The following is a 15,393-nucleotide window of genomic DNA, read 5'->3' as shown; positions in this document are numbered from 1 at the left end:
GGGAAGCATAGAAACTTATGAGTAAACGTACGGTTTCAATCTTGACATTCATCACCTTGTCAATCATGATAGCCTTATTAGCTGTTTTTATGAGAAGTCAGACAGCTTATAACTTGGCTCAAGAAGAAGCTTTAGCTTTGGTGTCTTATGATTATGAGGTAGATAAGGTTAATAATTTTTATTGGACTACCATTGATCAAGCAACCTTTGCTCTTGATTTTTTTGACGAGAATAATCAGCAACACTATGCTATTATTGAACGAGAAGGTGGAGGCATTCAATATTATTCTGTAAACGAATTGTTTACTGAAGAAGAAGCAAAATCCGTGACAGCCAGCCAAATCGAAGATCCTGAGATTATGCAAGCTCGCTTAGGTCTTTATCAATCGGAACCTGTCTGGGAAATGACTTTAAAGAATGACAATAACACCATCACTTATTATCTACTCTCTGCCAAAACTGGCGAGTGGATTCAAACCATATCGAACATATAAGTAGGAGGAAAAAAGATGGAAATTATTACTATGGACCAAGCGGTATCACATTTAAATCAAAAAGTTCAAATCAACGCTTGGTTAACGAACAAACGCTCTTCCGGCAAAATTGCCTTTTTACAATTGCGCGATGGTAGAACATACTTCCAAGGAATTGTTCTTAAAGCGGAGGTAGGAGATGAAGTATTCGACACTGTTAAGAGTTTGGGTCAAGAATCAAGTTTAAAATTAATCGGAACTGTCCAGGCTGACGACCGTTCTTCATTAGGGTATGAACTTTTAGTTCATTCAGTAGAAGTGATTGGCGAAAGTCATGACTATCCAATTACACCCAAAGAACACGGAACAGACTTCTTAATGGATCATCGTCATTTATGGTTACGTTCTAGTCGCCAACATGCTATTATGCAAATTCGTAACGAGATTATTCGTGCGACCTATGAATTCTATAATGACCGTGGCTTTATCAAGATTGATCCACCCGTTCTAACTGGATCTGCACCCGAAGGAACCACTGAACTCTTCCATACTAAATACTTTGAAGAAGATGCCTATCTTTCTCAATCTGGTCAATTATATATGGAAGCAGCCGCTATGTCTTTTGGTAAGGTCTTCTCTTTTGGACCAACCTTTAGAGCGGAGAAATCTAAAACACGCCGTCACTTGATTGAGTTCTGGATGATGGAGCCAGAAATGGCCTTTACTGACCATGAACAAAGCTTAAAAGTCCAAGAAGAATATGTAGCTTACTTAGTGCGTAATGTGATTGACAACTGCAGCATGGCGTTGGAAACACTTGGACGGGATGTTGAGGTGCTTGAAAAGTATACTCAACTTCCTTATCCACGCATTGAATATACGGATGCTGTTCAATTATTAAAAGATAATGGTTTTGATGATATTGAGTGGGGGGATGATTTCGGTTCACCGCATGAAACTTTCATTGCCAACCAAAATGAACAACCAGTCTTTATTGTGAACTGGCCACGCTCTATCAAACCTTTCTATATGAAAGTTAACCCTGATAATCCAGAAACCGTTTTATGTGCCGATATGATAGCGCCAGAAGGATATGGCGAGATTATTGGTGGTTCTCAAAGGGTCGATGATTATGAGACTTTAGCCCAAAATATTAAAAACTTTAATTTAGATCCGGAAGTATATGCTTGGTATCTAGATCTTAGAAAGTACGGTAAAGTCCCATGTTCTGGGTTTGGATTAGGTTTAGAAAGAGCGGTTGCTTGGATTTCTGGTATTGAACATATCCGTGAAACCTCACCATTCCCACGTCTATTAAACCGTCTCTACCCATAAAAAGTAAGGAGCTGGACCAATGGCAAACTCAGTTTACGATTGGATGAAATCGGGTTACACCATGGTACCGAATCTTTTAATTGATCACTTTGGTCAACTAGGCCTTAACTCGAATGAATTTTTATTTATTACTTATCTCTTGAAGCAAATTAACCAATCCCAATCAGCAGATACCATTATAAATTTATCCAATCAATTTGCTTGGGAGAGTGATCTGCTTTATGAAACACTTAATTCCTTGCTGGATAAGAATTATCTCAATATTGAATTGGTACCGGATGGAGAAGGTAAACAAACTGACCACTATACTTTGCGCCCTTTATTCGACAAGTTAGATCAACTAGTGACTGATCAAAATACTAATGAAGTAGAATCACTGACTAATAACCAGTCTCAACCTGATCAGAAAGTTAAGGCTGGACAATTAATACAAGTTTTTGAAGAAGAATTTGGTCGGTCCCTTTCAAGTGTGGAGTTAGAAACACTTTACCAATGGATTCAAAAGGATGGTTACCAGCCTGATCTAGTCTATCAAGCCCTAAAAGAAGCGACCGTTCGTCAAGTTTTTAATTTAAAATACATCGACCGCATTCTACTCAATTGGCAAGAACAGAATATTCATACCGTTGATGAGGCTATGGAGGCGAGTAAGCAATATAGCCAGCAGAATCAGACCATGCATTCAGAAAAACCCAGCCAAACATCCAAGGTGAAAATACCTATTCTAAAATGGCATAACAATAAATAAAGAAAAAGCCTAGCTAAACGATAAAACTTATCGAACAGCTAGGTTTTATTTTTATTTAAATAAAAGCTTCATCTTCCTTTAAGAAAGATGAAGCTTTTTAAGAGTTAAGGTCCATCAATACTCTCGAATGTATTCAAGCCTTCTTCTGGATCGGGTTGGTTAGGATCAGGAGCCAGAGTCGACTCAATGGTTTCAAGAGTTGTCTCTTCCGTCGTTGTAGTAGTTTCTTCAACTGTTAGATCAAAGTTTATAATCAGTTGATCAGAAGCAGAATTACCATCGACAATGCGCAAGCCTAATTCATAATAACCAGGAGCAGGTGCAGGCACTTTAAATTCGGTTTCGGTTCCAGAATAAACAATTTCACCATTCAGTCTTAATTCGAAGCTGCCTTGAATGGTTAAAGGATCCCACTTGGCTTCGATTTCTTCAGTTTCTTCATTGTATTCAGCATCAAAGCCAGTTGGTGAGGCTAATACTTTGTAAACCTGTGAAATTTGGGTCGGTTGACTGCCTTTGACAAAGAGTTCATTTGACCGCATGTTGGCTGGCGTTTGTGGACTTGGTTTTAGAAGTGGTTGGGTATATTTTTCAATTTCAGCTACTTCAACCGACTCCGGTTTTTGCCAATCGACTACAGGCACTTCTTGCATAAGGTATTGGATCATCTCAGAGTAAATCATCTGAGGAATAAGAGAATCCTGATAGCTTAGTTGATTGCCAGCCTTGTATGGATCATCATATCCTACCCAAGTGGCAATGGCATATTGTGGTGTGAATCCGGCATACCAAGCATCCGGTGCAGCAAAACTTTGTGGGTCAATGCCAATTTCTGATAGTTGCTGGGTGGAATAGTTGGTTGTTCCGGTCTTTCCAGCATGGTAGAGACCATTTACAGCGGCTTTTTCAGCAAAGGTTCCAGGAACACCTTTTAGGATGTCTACTAACATATAGGCAGTGGAGTCCTTCATAGCTTGACGACTTTCCGCTTGGAATTCTTGAATAGTTCCTGCTTGAGTGACAACTTTGTTAACGGTATAAGGCTTATGGTAGTTACCATAATTAGCAATTGTTGCATAAGCAGCCGATAATTGAATTGGAGTCATTTCACCCCCAATGGCATTCGATTCGACTAACTCTCTTTGATTATTATTTTTGATATTAATGTCCATTTTTTGTAAGAAGGAATAGGACTTATCCAACCCTACTTCTTGTAAGAGTTTCAAGGCCGGGATATTACGTGAGCCCACCAAAGCCTCTCTGAGCGTTTGTTTACCTTTATAGCCTCGATCATAATTGTATATCTCATCACCCGATGTATAAGTATAAGGTTCATCAACGACTGTTTGTCCAGTTGAATAGTTGAGGTATTCAATGGCTGGTCCATAATCAGCTAATGGTTTCATAGTAGACCCGATACTACGGTTAAGAGTGGTTGTACGGTTAAGCCCCATAGCGACTTCTTGATTCCGTCCACCAGATAGGGCAGTGAGTTGTCCATTATCGACATTAATAATAGAAACCGCTGTTTGCATTTCATCATTAGGGAAGATATTGCCACTTGCATCTTGAACCGTTTGATAGAGATATTTTTGAGCCTCCAAATCGAGATTGGTATAAATTTCAAGACCATCAGTATAGACATTTAAATTCATTTTATCTTGCACCTCTTGAGCTACCACATCAATATAGGCATCGACCATTAGGTCCATTTCGCTAAGAGTGTCATCATTTAAAGCGGTCAACATCGAACTGACTGGAATGCCGATTGCTTCATCATACTGGGATTGACTAATCATTTGACGATTAAGCATGACCTGTAAAACTGTATCCCGTCGCTCTTGGGCAACTTCTGGATAAAGATAGGGATCATACTGAGTAGGTGCTTGAGGCAAGCCAGCCAATAAGGCAGCTTCTGCCAACGTTAGGTCTTTCAATTCTTTATCAAAGAAAGTCCGGGCAGCTGTCTTCGCCCCATAAACGTTGTTGGAATAAAATAGTTTATTAAGATAGAGAGAAAAAATCTCTTCTTTGGAATAATCTTGCTCCAACTTCAATGATAACCAAGCTTCCTGAGCTTTTCTTTCTAGAGTTTGATCTTCAAATTTAGTAGAGAAGACCGATAGCTTGACTAACTGTTGGGTAATGGTAGACCCTCCTTGACGAATGTCACCAGCCCTAAGGTTGGCTAGGGCTGCTCCAACAATTCGGATAGGGTCGACTCCCTTATGTTCCATAAAGCGAGCATCTTCAATCGCTAAGACAGCTTGCTTTAAAACCTCTGGGACTTCATCAGCGGTCATTAAATCACGGTTCTTACCACCTAAAGTTTTGACCAAATTACCTTGATTGTCGAAGACCTTGGATGATACTTGTCCGGTTAAATCATCTTGGGTAATCTCTGGGGCTGACATGGCATAATAGGTAAAGAGACTAGCACCAGCTATTAAAGCCACTAGGCCCAAAGAAAGGCCTATTATCACAAGGCGCTTGAGCCAGGTCATATAATTGGGTTTGCATCCTTTATGGGGATGCTTTTGATGATATTTTTTTCTTTCTACGCGACTTCCTGTCACCATATATTTTCCTCGATTCTATTAGAAACTTTATTGATTTGCTTCTTCTAAATAAGCGTCCAAGGCACTTAAATAATCCACTGAAATAGGAAATTTACCTTGAGGACACGCATAAGCATTGGCTTGGATATAATCATAAGGGATACTTTGTTTTTGGTTTTTTTGTAAGAAATTTTCAAGCAGGGGATAGGGAATAAGATAAATAGCATCATGTGTCCTAAAGTATATCAATAAGAAGACAATACCTCCTTGCTGATAACATTGCTTCATATGTTCAATCTGATGGTCATGTAAATTCGATAAGGGGAAAGAGGTCTTATTACGCGTCTCCTTAGTCTCAAAATCAATATAACGTCCCAAATACACCCCATTATAGTCAGTAGTTGAAGCTTGACGAAAGTAGGCTTCAGTAATGCGGGCGGCTGACCGTTTAGGGTAATCCACTTTGACAATTTGAATCGGTGTCGGTTTTTTGTGAATCACGGCCAGTTGACGATTAAGATAATAAGCATTACTCTGGTTGATCATTTCTTCAAAAGACATACCTCGACTGCCGTACTGAGTTCTTTTTTGGGGTTTAACTTGATTGCTTTTAAGTTTAAAACGCGGACCTTGTCCTGCCGGATAATTAATCATGGACTCACTCCTCAATAAGTCTTATTATAACGAATTTTTAGCAAGATACCTAGTTACAATTTTTGACTTATTCTAAAACCTACTCTAACAATAAAAAATGAATTTTATTAGACTTTATTGGTAATATTGATTTACTGTTTACAAAAGCATGTAATTTCGTTAAAATGTATGGGTATGTAAATTATATACTAGTCTTGGAGGAAGAATAATTATGACAACAAAATTTGAAAAAAGCTCAGTCAATGAAGGAGTTCTAACTTTTGAAATTCCAGTGGAAGATATTAACAAAGGCTTAGATAAAGCTTACAACAAAGTTCGTAAAAATATCTCAGTACCTGGTTTCCGTAAAGGTAAAGTGCCACGTCAAATCTTCAACAATGTATACGGTGAAGCTTCATTATATGAAGAAGTATTAAACCAACTAATTCCAGGTGCTTATCAAAAAGCTGTTGAAGAAGCTGAAATTGAAGCAGTCACTCAACCTGAAATTGATATTGAATCAATGGAAAAAGGTAAGCCATGGGTTATTACTGCTAAGGTTACTTTAAAACCAGAAGTTAAATTAGGCGACTACAAAGGTTTAACTGTTGAAAAACAAGACCGCCAAGTAAATGATGAAGATGTAGAAAAACGTTTGGAAGAAAAGCGTCAACAATTAGCTGAATTAGTAGTTAAGGATGAAGCAGCCGCTGAAGGCGATACAGTTGTAATCGATTATGAAGGTTTCCGTGATGGTGAACCATTCGAAGGGGGTAAAGGAGAAAACCATTCACTCGAATTAGGTTCTAACTCATTCATTCCTGGTTTTGAAGACCAATTAGTAGGTGCTAAACCGGGTGATGATGTGGAAGTTAAGGTAACTTTCCCAGAAGAATACCATGCAGAAGAATTAGCAGGTCAAGAAGCTATTTTTAAAGTGCATGTTCACGAAGTGAAGGTAAAAGAATTACCTGAATTGGATGATGAATTTGCTAAAGATGCAGATGACGAAGTGGAAAGCCTAGACGAATTACGTAACAAAGTACGTGTTCAGTTGGAAGAAGAAAAAGAAAACCAAGCGAAAGAAATCATTGAAGATTTAGCATTACGTCAAGCTGTTGAAAATGCTGAAATCGTCGAAATGCCTGAAGCAATGGTTCATGAAGAAATTCACCGTCAAATGGATCACTTCTTAAATAACTTAAAGCGTCAAGGAATTAATGAAGACCTATATTATCAAATTTCTGGTACGACTCGTGAAGACTTACATGATCAATTTGCAGAAGAAGCAGACTTAAGAACTAAAACAAACCTAGTCTTAGAAGCTATCGTGGCAAAAGAAAACATTGAAGTTAACGAAGAAGAAGTTAATAAAGAAATTGAATTGCTAGCGGGACAATATGGTATGCCAGCTGATCAAGTGAAACAATATGTGACTGAAGATATGTTGAAGTCTGATATTCGCTTGAAGAAAGCAATGAGCTTAATTGTTGACTCAGTTGAAGAAAAATAGGATACTTAAATAGAAGAAAAAACAAAAGAGGGATCGCAACAGTCTGATTTTAGAGTGACTTTTGCGTCCCTTTTTAGTCTTATTTAAGTAAATAAGACCAACAAAGGAGGAAACATGGGAAAGACTACAAATATCAATGATTATTACTGCTCGTTTTGTGGTAAATCACAAGACGAAGTCGATAAGATTATTGCTGGACCAGATGTTTTCATCTGTAATGAATGTGTGGACTTGTGCCAATCAATCATTCAAGAAGAGTTGCGCTTTGAAAAAGAACAAGAACCAGTTAAAGTATTAAAACCACAAGAGATTGTTGACCAATTAAATCAATATGTTATTGGGCAAGATCAAGCTAAAAAGGCTTTAGCAGTAGCGGTTTATAACCATTACAAGCGCATCAACTTTAAAGCCATTGATGATGACGATGTTGAACTACAAAAGTCTAATATCTGCATTATCGGTCCAACCGGATCAGGTAAAACCTACCTAGCTCAAAGCTTAGCTCGGATTATCAATGTTCCTTTTGCAATAGCAGATGCCACTACGTTAACCGAAGCAGGTTATGTCGGTGAGGATGTCGAAAATATCTTACTCAAATTAGTACAAGCGGCTGATTATGATATTGAACGCGCTCAAAAAGGAATTATTTATGTGGATGAAATCGATAAGATTGCGCGGAAATCTGAAAATACTTCGATTACGCGTGATGTTTCCGGAGAAGGGGTTCAACAAGCTTTACTTAAGATTTTGGAAGGAACAGAAGCTAATATACCACCTAAGGGAGGACGTAAGCATCCTAACCAAGATTATATTCAAATCGATACTTCACAAATTCTCTTTATTGTAGGTGGAGCTTTTGCCGGCATTGAAACGACGATTAAAGAACGTTTAGGGTCTAAAGTAATTGGCTTCGGTACAGATAGTAACAAACAACATAGTGATGAGAATATCATGCAATTAGCTAGTTCTGAAGACTTGCTAAAATTTGGCTTAATTCCAGAATTCATTGGTCGTTTGCCAATTTTAACGGTGTTGGACCAATTATCTCAAGAAGATCTAGTCAGCATACTCACTCAGCCTAAAAACGCTTTGGTTAAGCAATACCAACGTCTTTTAGAAATGGAAGATATCAAACTAGAATTTGAAGAGGCTGCCCTAGAGGAAATAGCTCACCAGGCCATTGTCCGTGAAACGGGAGCTCGTGGATTGAGATCAATTCTAGAAAATACCATGTTAGATATTATGTTTGAAGTACCGCAAAGGGAAGATGTTTCACGCATCAAGGTCACTAAAGATACTGTACTAGGCGAAAGTCGCGCCACTTATTATAATAAAAATAACCGCAAGATAGCCAAATAAGAATGGGGTAGACTAATGCACATTAAAGAAGCAAAATTCGTTATTTCTGCTGTTCAAGAGGCGCAATCACCACAAGATGCTGTGCTTGAGATTGCCTTAGCGGGACGGTCGAATGTCGGGAAATCGAGTTTTATTAACAAGGTCCTCCAACGTAATAAGTTGGCTAGGACCTCTGGACAACCCGGTAAGACCCAAACCTTAAACTTCTATTCGGTCAATCAGGATGCTTTTCGCATTGTGGATGTACCAGGATATGGTTACGCTAGGGTTTCTAAGGTTAATCGTAAGAATTGGGCCAAAATGAACTTAAATTTTCTGCGTGAAAGAAGTAACTTACGCTTACTAATTCTCTTGATGGATATCCGTCATGAACCCACTCAATTAGACAAAGAAATGTATCAATTTGCTGAAGACCTAGATATTCCTTTTGCGATTTGTCTAACAAAAGCTGATAAAATCAAAAAAAGTCAATTGAATAAACACTTATCCATTTATAAGAAAAGCTTAAATTTACCAACGACGGATGCGCTTTTTACTTTCTCATCGGTAACAGGAGAAGGGCGCGAAGATATTCTAGACCTGTTTGAAAGTTTATTAATAGAAGAATAGGAGCCGATCAAGTGAAAAAGCTATTTTCTACTTACACCAAGAAGGAATTTTCATGGATCATTCAAGACTGGGCGAATTCAGCCTATTCTTTAATGATTACGACTGCTTTGTTCCCAATTCTTTATAAGAGTATCGCTAGCAATGCGGGGGTCACTGATGCCAACTCAACGGCCTATTTAGGCTATACTAATGCCATTGGAACGATTACGGTAGCTGTCATGGCTCCTTTTTTAGGAACCTTGGCAGATTTTCCAGGTTTCCGGAAGAAACTATTTACTATTGCTACCCTTTTAGGGGTATTTTCGGTTCTATTTATGATTTTTATTGGTCAGGGCTCTTGGCAATGGTTGCTAGTACTTTACGGTTTTTCAGCCATCGGCTTTTCAACCGCCAATATTTTTTATGATGCTTCCTTGATGGATGTAACCAGCCGGGACCGTTTGGACTTAGTGTCTTCAGCTGGTTTTGGATTTGGTTATATCGGAAGTGTTATTCCTTTTCTAATTTTTATGGTCCTACAATTTTCAGGTTGGTTAGAGGATGCTGTAGTGGTTAATATTGGTTTTCTCTTAACTGCTTCTTGGTGGTTTTTATTTACCATTCCTTACTGGAAAAATGTCGACCAGGTCTATACCGATCAACCCAGTCAGACTAATATTATCGCTTCAACCTTAGCTTCCTTAAAAGAAACGCTAACTGAATTAGTTAAAGACAAGGTGATTGTCTATTTCTTAATCGGCTACTTCTTCTATATAGATGGGGTAGGAACGATTATTAAAATGGCTACCTCCATAGGAAGTGACCAAGGCTTAACAGCCACTCAGTTAATTTTGATGCTTTTGGTCGTTCAAGTAGTAGCTTTTCCTTGCTCGATTATCTATGGAATCCTAGCCAAGCGTTGGGGAACGCGCACTATGCTCTTTGTCGGCATTGGAACTTATATCTTAATTTGTTTGATGGCTTTATCCTTATCATCCTTTATGGACTTTATTCTCATTGCCATTTTGGTTGGTTCTGCTCAAGGGGGCATTCAATCACTCAGTCGCTCTTATTTTGGATCCATTATTCCATTAGACAAAAACAATCAGTTATTCGGTTTTTATAATATTTTTGGGAAATTTTCATCGGTTTTAGGCACAACGACTCTGGCCATTATTGCGCAATTAACGGGCGATTCTTTGAAGGGCCTGTTTGTCATTGTGATTCAATTTATGGTGGGCGCCTTCCTATTGTGGAAAGCTAAAAAACCAAGAACTAAAGCTGTTTAAAGAGAGCTATAAAAGAATATGCAAAAGGAGGGAAGTTATGGCCTATATACCCAATGAAGTGATTGATGCTATCAGACAGTCGGTTAAAATTGAAGACGTAGTCAGTCAATATGTGCAACTGACTAAAAGGGGACAAGGCTATTCTGCTTCATGTCCCTTTCATGAGGATAACAATCCTTCCTTTTCCATTCATACAGGCAAACAAATCTTTAAATGCTTTTCCTGTGGTAGAGGGGGCAATGTCTTCGGATTCATCCAAGAAATTGAATCACTATCCTTTAAGCAAGCTGTTATAAAGGTAGCAGAATTTGCAGATTATCCGCTGGATTCAAGCCTTTTAGCTGAAGATGATCAAAGTACAATTCCTCATCAAGACAAACAATTGTATGGTATTTATGAAAAGGCCAGTCAATTCTATCATTACTTTTTAACTGCTACAGAAAATGGTGATCAAGCTTTTTCATACTTAACGGATCGTGGTTTAAATAAAGAAACGATTGAAGCTTTTTCTTTAGGCTTAGCTCCTGACAATTCAGAGCTTTTATGGACTTATATGAAAGATCAGTCCTTTAGTGAGGAAGAATTACTGGCTTCAGGCATTTTCTACCAAGCCGACGATAGTCAAGCCATTATTGACCGTTTTCGTGGACGTATTATTTTCCCTTTGAGGTCGAATCAAGGAAAGGTTTTAGCCTTTTCCGGACGTCTCTATCAAGAAGGAGATAATCGTAAGAGTAAATATGTCAACTCTCCTGAAACAGCTATCTTTCATAAGAGTCGGCTGGTCTATAACCTTGATTTGGCCCGACCAGCCATTCGCAAGTTAAAACAAATAATTATCTGTGAAGGCTTTATGGATGTCATCGCACTTTATGACGCTGGATTTGAACAGGCGGTGGCCACTATGGGTACCAGCTTGACCCATGATCACCTGTCTTATTTAACCAAGTTATCCAATGAAATCCTCTTTGTTTTTGACGGTGATGAAGCAGGGCAAAAGGCTACAGCCAATGCCTTTGAATTAGGGAAAAAATTCCCCAAAGTTCTATTTAAATCTGTTCTTTTACCTAGAGGCATGGATCCTGATGAGTGGTTAAAAGCTAATGGCAAAGAGTCATTTCAAAAATTTTTAAACCATGCACAATCTGCATTTAGCTTTTTCAAAAATTATAACAAACAATTCTTCCAATTGGATGATAAAGCTGCTGTGGCTGACTATATCGACCGTTTATTAGTCGATTTAAATCAAATCTCATCGCCTGTCGAAAAACAATTATATTTGGTAGAACTTGCTGAAGAATTTCAAATTGAAGAAAGTTTCTTGCAAGAGCGAATGTTGCGCTTAAGTGGAGGAAAAAAACAAAGCAGTAAAAAACAAGCGCCCATTAATAATCAACCGCCTCCTCTTATACAAAGTGATCAGCAAGCCTTAAAAGTAGACTCTTTTAAAGCCTTTCAAAGTGAGAAATTATGGTTAGGCTTTTTAATGTATTATCAAGAGGCTTGGTATTACCTGGAAAAATTAAATGAACTGCCATTTCTCTATCATGACTTTTCACAAAAGGCCTTTCTAGCCTTGACTGATTACTATTATCAAGGCAACAAATTGCCTTTAACAGGAATTGTTGGTAATATTGAAGATATTCAAGTAAATAGTCTTTTGACGAGTGTGATGTGGGATTTTGAACCGATGGGTTATCAAGATCAAGCCATGACCGATTGTTTAAATATTATCCAAATTGCCTTTATCGAACAAGAAATTGAAGAATTAAAGACTCAATTTAAACAATATAATCAAAAGCAAGAAGCCAATAAGGCAACCGAAGTGATCAATCGATTAATGGTGTTGCAAAGAAAATTAAAAACAAAAGAATAGGGGGCTTACTTCATGGCAAAAGATAAAAAAGATAAGAAAGCAACTAAAAACGAATTAACGCTGACTTTAGACAAAGCCACTGAAAAGCTAATAAAAGATAAGAAAATTCTCGGTCAAGTTCACTATGATGAATTAACCAATCAATTAGCCATTCCATATAAATTAGATGCCAATAGTATTGATAAATTAATTCAAAAGGTAGAAGACCAAGGAATTGCGGTAGTAGGTGATGATGGCGGTCCAACTAAACAACAAATGGTGCGAGCTGAAGATGTCAAACCGGAAGAAATCCTAACAGCCGCTCAAAAAGCAGCCGCTTCTAAGATAAAAGTAGCAGACCCCGTTCGTATGTATTTAAAAGAAATTGGGCGAGTAGATTTATTAAATGCAGATGAAGAAGTCGAACTGGCCAAGCGTATCTTGGATGGTGATGAATTAGCTAAGCAAGAGTTGGCTGAGGCCAACCTTCGTCTAGTTGTTTCAATTGCTAAACGCTATGTCGGTCGTGGTATGTCTTTCTTAGATTTAATTCAAGAAGGAAATATGGGCTTAATGAAGGCAGTTGAAAAGTTTGACCATACTAAAGGGTTCAAGTTCTCCACTTACGCCACTTGGTGGATCCGTCAAGCTATTACACGTGCCATTGCGGACCAGGCGCGTACCATCCGAATTCCGGTTCATATGGTTGAAACCATCAATAAATTAGTAAGGGTACAAAGACAACTACTACAAGATTTAGGCAGAGAACCGACGCCTGAAGAAATCGGTGCTGAAATGGATTTACCGACTGAAAAAGTACGCGATATCTTAAAAATCGCTCAAGAACCTGTTTCACTTGAAACACCTATTGGTGAAGAAGATGATTCTCATCTAGGTGATTTTATCGAAGATGAGGGGGCACTAAGTCCGGAAGACTATACCGCTTCAGCTCTTCTAAGAGAGCAGTTAGAGGATGTATTGGATACCTTAACTGACCGTGAAGAAAACGTTCTTCGTTTACGCTTCGGTTTAGATGATGGGAATATCCGCACCCTTGAACAAGTTGGCAAGGTCTTTGGTGTAACCCGTGAACGTATTCGTCAAATTGAAGCCAAAGCTTTGAGAAAGTTACGCCATCCGAGCCGTTCCAAACAATTAAAAGATTTCATTGAATAAATCAAAACTCATCAAAATCCTCTCACTCATAATAGAGTGGGGGAGTTTTGTCTGAGGAGCCCCTTTACTTGCGAAAGCGTTTTAATCTTTTTATACTTAAGTTAAGAGAAAAAGGAGGAAGATCAATGGAAAGTTATGTATTAAAGAATGGCGTTAAGATTCCTAAAATAGGATTTGGTACTTGGAAGTTAAAAGAAGGTGAGGAAGCTTATCAAAGTGTCCTTCATGCTTTAAAGGTGGGCTATCGTCACATTGATACCGCTCAAGTTTATGGCAATGAAGCCAGTGTGGGTAGAGCCATCAAAGATTCAGACATTCCGCGAGAAGAAATTTTTCTTACCACTAAAATTTGGAATGACAAGCATTCCTACAGTCTAGCTAAGCAAGCGGTAGAAGAATCGATGCAAAAGTTACAAGTTGATTATTTAGACCTACTGCTAATCCATTGGCCAAACCCTGTTCATTTACGCAAGGACAAGGCTTGGATGCAAGCTAATCAAGAAGTTTGGCAGTTAATGGAAGAACTTTACCAAGCCGGCAAACTTAAGTCTATTGGGGTTTCAAACTTTATGGTTCATCATTTAGCCGCATTATTACCACATACCAAAGTTAAGCCCATGGTTAACCAAGTACTACTCGCTCCTGGGACCACGCAAGATGACTTAGTTAATTTCTGTCGGCAACATGATATGCTCTTAGAAGCCTATAGTCCTTTAGGAAGTGGTAGTCTATTTGAACAAGAACAAGTGAAAGAAATCGCTCAAAAGTACAACAAAAGTGTGGCTCAACTTGCTCTAAGATGGTCGCTAGATAAAGGTTTTCTACCCTTACCAAAATCGAAAACACCGGCTAATATTGAGTCCAACTTAGCTATTTTTGATTTTGAGTTAGATCCAGAAGATCGCAAAAAGTTAGATTTATTAGAAGGATTAAAAACACAAAGTGATCCTGATCAAGTCGATTTCTAATCAGCTAACTACTATAATTAAAGCCCGGAATGATTTGAATTCATCAGGGCTTTTTTAGTGTTTAAAAATTTAAGCTGAACAATAAAAAGTATAATTGAATATCTGCTTAAGTAGGCTATATATTAAAGGAAAATTGGTTTATAATAAGCGCATAATAACCACTTTAAGGATGAAAGGAAGGATAAATTGACCTATCAATTATTATTATTTGATTTAGATAATACTTTATTTAACTTTAATCAAGCTCAAGACCAAGCCTTACTAGAATTCTTAAGCCAAGAAGGGGTTCCTCAGCAAGATATTGCCGCTTATATTGAATATTATATCCCTCTCAATCAGTCCTTATGGAACAAGTTAGAGCTCGGTTTAATAGACCGCCAGCAATTAATTTCTAGCCGTTTTGCCTTATTATTTAACCATTTTGGTCATCAACGGGATGGGGTAGAATTGGCTCAAGCTTATCAAAAGTGTATGGGCAGACAAGGTCAATTGATTGAAGGAGCCAGAGTTTTTCTCGACTCCTGTCTAAAAGAAGGAAAGCGTCTTTTTGCCATCTCCAACGGTATTTCGAACATTCAAAGAGCACGTTTAGCTCATGGTGAGTTAAATTTATATTTTGAAGAAATCTTTATCTCCGAAGAAATCGGTTATGTGAAGCCTGCTAAGGACTTTTTCGATTATGTTGCCAAACATATTGAGGGATTCAATTCTAAACAAGCCTTAGTCATTGGAGACTCTTTAAGTGCTGATATTCAAGGTGCTTTGAATGCGGGACTCGATTGTGTTTGGTTTAACCGCTTAAATGAAAATAAACAGTCCCATTTACCGGCCAACTATGTGGTCGATAATTATAATGATTTAGCCAAAATCATTTACAAATAAGTAAATGGGTACTCTC

General features: G+C 38.1%; 13 protein-coding genes. 11 read left to right on the top strand and 2 right to left on the bottom strand.

The window, feature by feature from the left end; all coding sequences use genetic code 11:
- Positions 1-17 precede the first annotated feature (17 nt).
- Genes NW240_RS02985 through NW240_RS02975 form a run of 3 tightly spaced genes read left to right on the top strand, consistent with a single transcriptional unit; the run spans position 18 to position 2,556 of the window.
- On the top strand, positions 18-494 hold the full coding sequence (locus NW240_RS02985) for a hypothetical protein (protein ID WP_258435971.1): 477 nt from the start codon (positions 18-20) through the stop codon (positions 492-494).
- A gap of 15 nt (positions 495-509) precedes the next feature.
- A complete protein-coding gene (gene asnS, locus NW240_RS02980; protein ID WP_258435970.1) occupies positions 510-1,808 on the top strand; it encodes an asparagine--tRNA ligase in 1,299 nt (432 codons plus the stop codon).
- A gap of 19 nt (positions 1,809-1,827) precedes the next feature.
- Complete coding sequence (locus NW240_RS02975; protein ID WP_258435969.1) at positions 1,828-2,556, top strand: DnaD domain-containing protein; 729 nt, start codon at positions 1,828-1,830, stop codon at positions 2,554-2,556.
- 104 nt (positions 2,557-2,660) lie between these two features.
- On the opposite strand, the gene NW240_RS02970 is transcribed toward NW240_RS02975, so the two are convergent.
- Entirely contained in the window at positions 2,661-5,135 is a 2,475-nt protein-coding gene (locus tag NW240_RS02970) for a transglycosylase domain-containing protein (protein WP_258435968.1), read from the bottom strand.
- 27 nt (positions 5,136-5,162) lie between these two features.
- A complete protein-coding gene (recU, locus tag NW240_RS02965; RefSeq protein WP_258435967.1) occupies positions 5,163-5,768 on the bottom strand; it encodes a Holliday junction resolvase RecU in 606 nt (201 codons plus the stop codon).
- A 211-nt stretch (positions 5,769-5,979) separates the two neighbouring features.
- On the opposite strand from recU, the gene tig reads away from it, so the two are divergent.
- The 8 genes from tig to NW240_RS02925 all read left to right on the top strand — a co-directional run bounded on the left by tig (position 5,980) and on the right by NW240_RS02925 (position 15,377).
- Positions 5,980-7,260, top strand: a complete 1,281-nt coding sequence (gene tig / locus NW240_RS02960; protein ID WP_258435965.1) for a trigger factor — start codon at positions 5,980-5,982, stop codon at positions 7,258-7,260.
- Positions 7,261-7,374: 114 nt separating this feature from the next.
- Positions 7,375-8,619, top strand: a complete 1,245-nt coding sequence (gene clpX / locus NW240_RS02955) for an ATP-dependent Clp protease ATP-binding subunit ClpX (protein WP_258435964.1) — start codon at positions 7,375-7,377, stop codon at positions 8,617-8,619.
- A gap of 15 nt (positions 8,620-8,634) precedes the next feature.
- Entirely contained in the window at positions 8,635-9,228 is a 594-nt protein-coding gene (gene yihA, locus NW240_RS02950) for a ribosome biogenesis GTP-binding protein YihA/YsxC (protein ID WP_258435963.1), read from the top strand.
- 11 nt (positions 9,229-9,239) lie between these two features.
- Entirely contained in the window at positions 9,240-10,496 is a 1,257-nt protein-coding gene (locus NW240_RS02945) for an MFS transporter (RefSeq protein WP_258435962.1), read from the top strand.
- A gap of 37 nt (positions 10,497-10,533) precedes the next feature.
- Positions 10,534-12,372, top strand: coding sequence for a DNA primase (gene dnaG / locus NW240_RS02940; RefSeq protein WP_258435961.1), 1,839 nt, complete (start codon positions 10,534-10,536; stop codon positions 12,370-12,372).
- Between the two features lie 12 nt (positions 12,373-12,384).
- Positions 12,385-13,527: an RNA polymerase sigma factor RpoD gene (rpoD, locus tag NW240_RS02935; RefSeq protein WP_258435960.1), complete on the top strand. Its 1,143-nt coding sequence runs from the start codon at positions 12,385-12,387 to the stop codon at positions 13,525-13,527.
- Between the two features lie 125 nt (positions 13,528-13,652).
- Positions 13,653-14,495: an aldo/keto reductase gene (locus tag NW240_RS02930; RefSeq protein WP_258435959.1), complete on the top strand. Its 843-nt coding sequence runs from the start codon at positions 13,653-13,655 to the stop codon at positions 14,493-14,495.
- A gap of 186 nt (positions 14,496-14,681) precedes the next feature.
- The gene (locus NW240_RS02925) at positions 14,682-15,377 is read left to right on the top strand and encodes a YjjG family noncanonical pyrimidine nucleotidase (RefSeq protein ID WP_258435958.1); all 696 of its coding nucleotides are present in this window, start codon (positions 14,682-14,684) and stop codon (positions 15,375-15,377) included.
- The last annotated feature ends 16 nt before the right edge of the window (positions 15,378-15,393 follow it).

This window comes from Facklamia sp. 7083-14-GEN3 (assembly GCF_024742075.1).
Classification (GTDB): Bacteria; Bacillota; Bacilli; order Lactobacillales; family Aerococcaceae; genus Facklamia.
This window is presented reverse-complemented; position numbering and strand designations above follow the sequence as displayed.

Bases quoted from the DNA above. Each gene is read 5' to 3' on its own strand.
- recU (WP_258435967.1), bottom strand. From the start codon at position 5,768: ATGATTAATTATCCGGCAGGACAAGGTCCGCGTTTTAAACTTAAAAGC.
- asnS (WP_258435970.1), top strand. From the start codon at position 510: ATGGAAATTATTACTATGGACCAAGCGGTATCACATTTAAATCAAAAA.
- tig (WP_258435965.1), top strand. From the start codon at position 5,980: ATGACAACAAAATTTGAAAAAAGCTCAGTCAATGAAGGAGTTCTAACT.
- yihA (WP_258435963.1), top strand. From the start codon at position 8,635: ATGCACATTAAAGAAGCAAAATTCGTTATTTCTGCTGTTCAAGAGGCG.
- NW240_RS02930 (WP_258435959.1), top strand. From the start codon at position 13,653: ATGGAAAGTTATGTATTAAAGAATGGCGTTAAGATTCCTAAAATAGGA.
- rpoD (WP_258435960.1), top strand. From the start codon at position 12,385: ATGGCAAAAGATAAAAAAGATAAGAAAGCAACTAAAAACGAATTAACG.
- NW240_RS02970 (WP_258435968.1), bottom strand. From the start codon at position 5,135: ATGGTGACAGGAAGTCGCGTAGAAAGAAAAAAATATCATCAAAAGCAT.
- clpX (WP_258435964.1), top strand. From the start codon at position 7,375: ATGGGAAAGACTACAAATATCAATGATTATTACTGCTCGTTTTGTGGT.
- NW240_RS02985 (WP_258435971.1), top strand. From the start codon at position 18: ATGAGTAAACGTACGGTTTCAATCTTGACATTCATCACCTTGTCAATC.
- dnaG (WP_258435961.1), top strand. From the start codon at position 10,534: ATGGCCTATATACCCAATGAAGTGATTGATGCTATCAGACAGTCGGTT.
- NW240_RS02975 (WP_258435969.1), top strand. From the start codon at position 1,828: ATGGCAAACTCAGTTTACGATTGGATGAAATCGGGTTACACCATGGTA.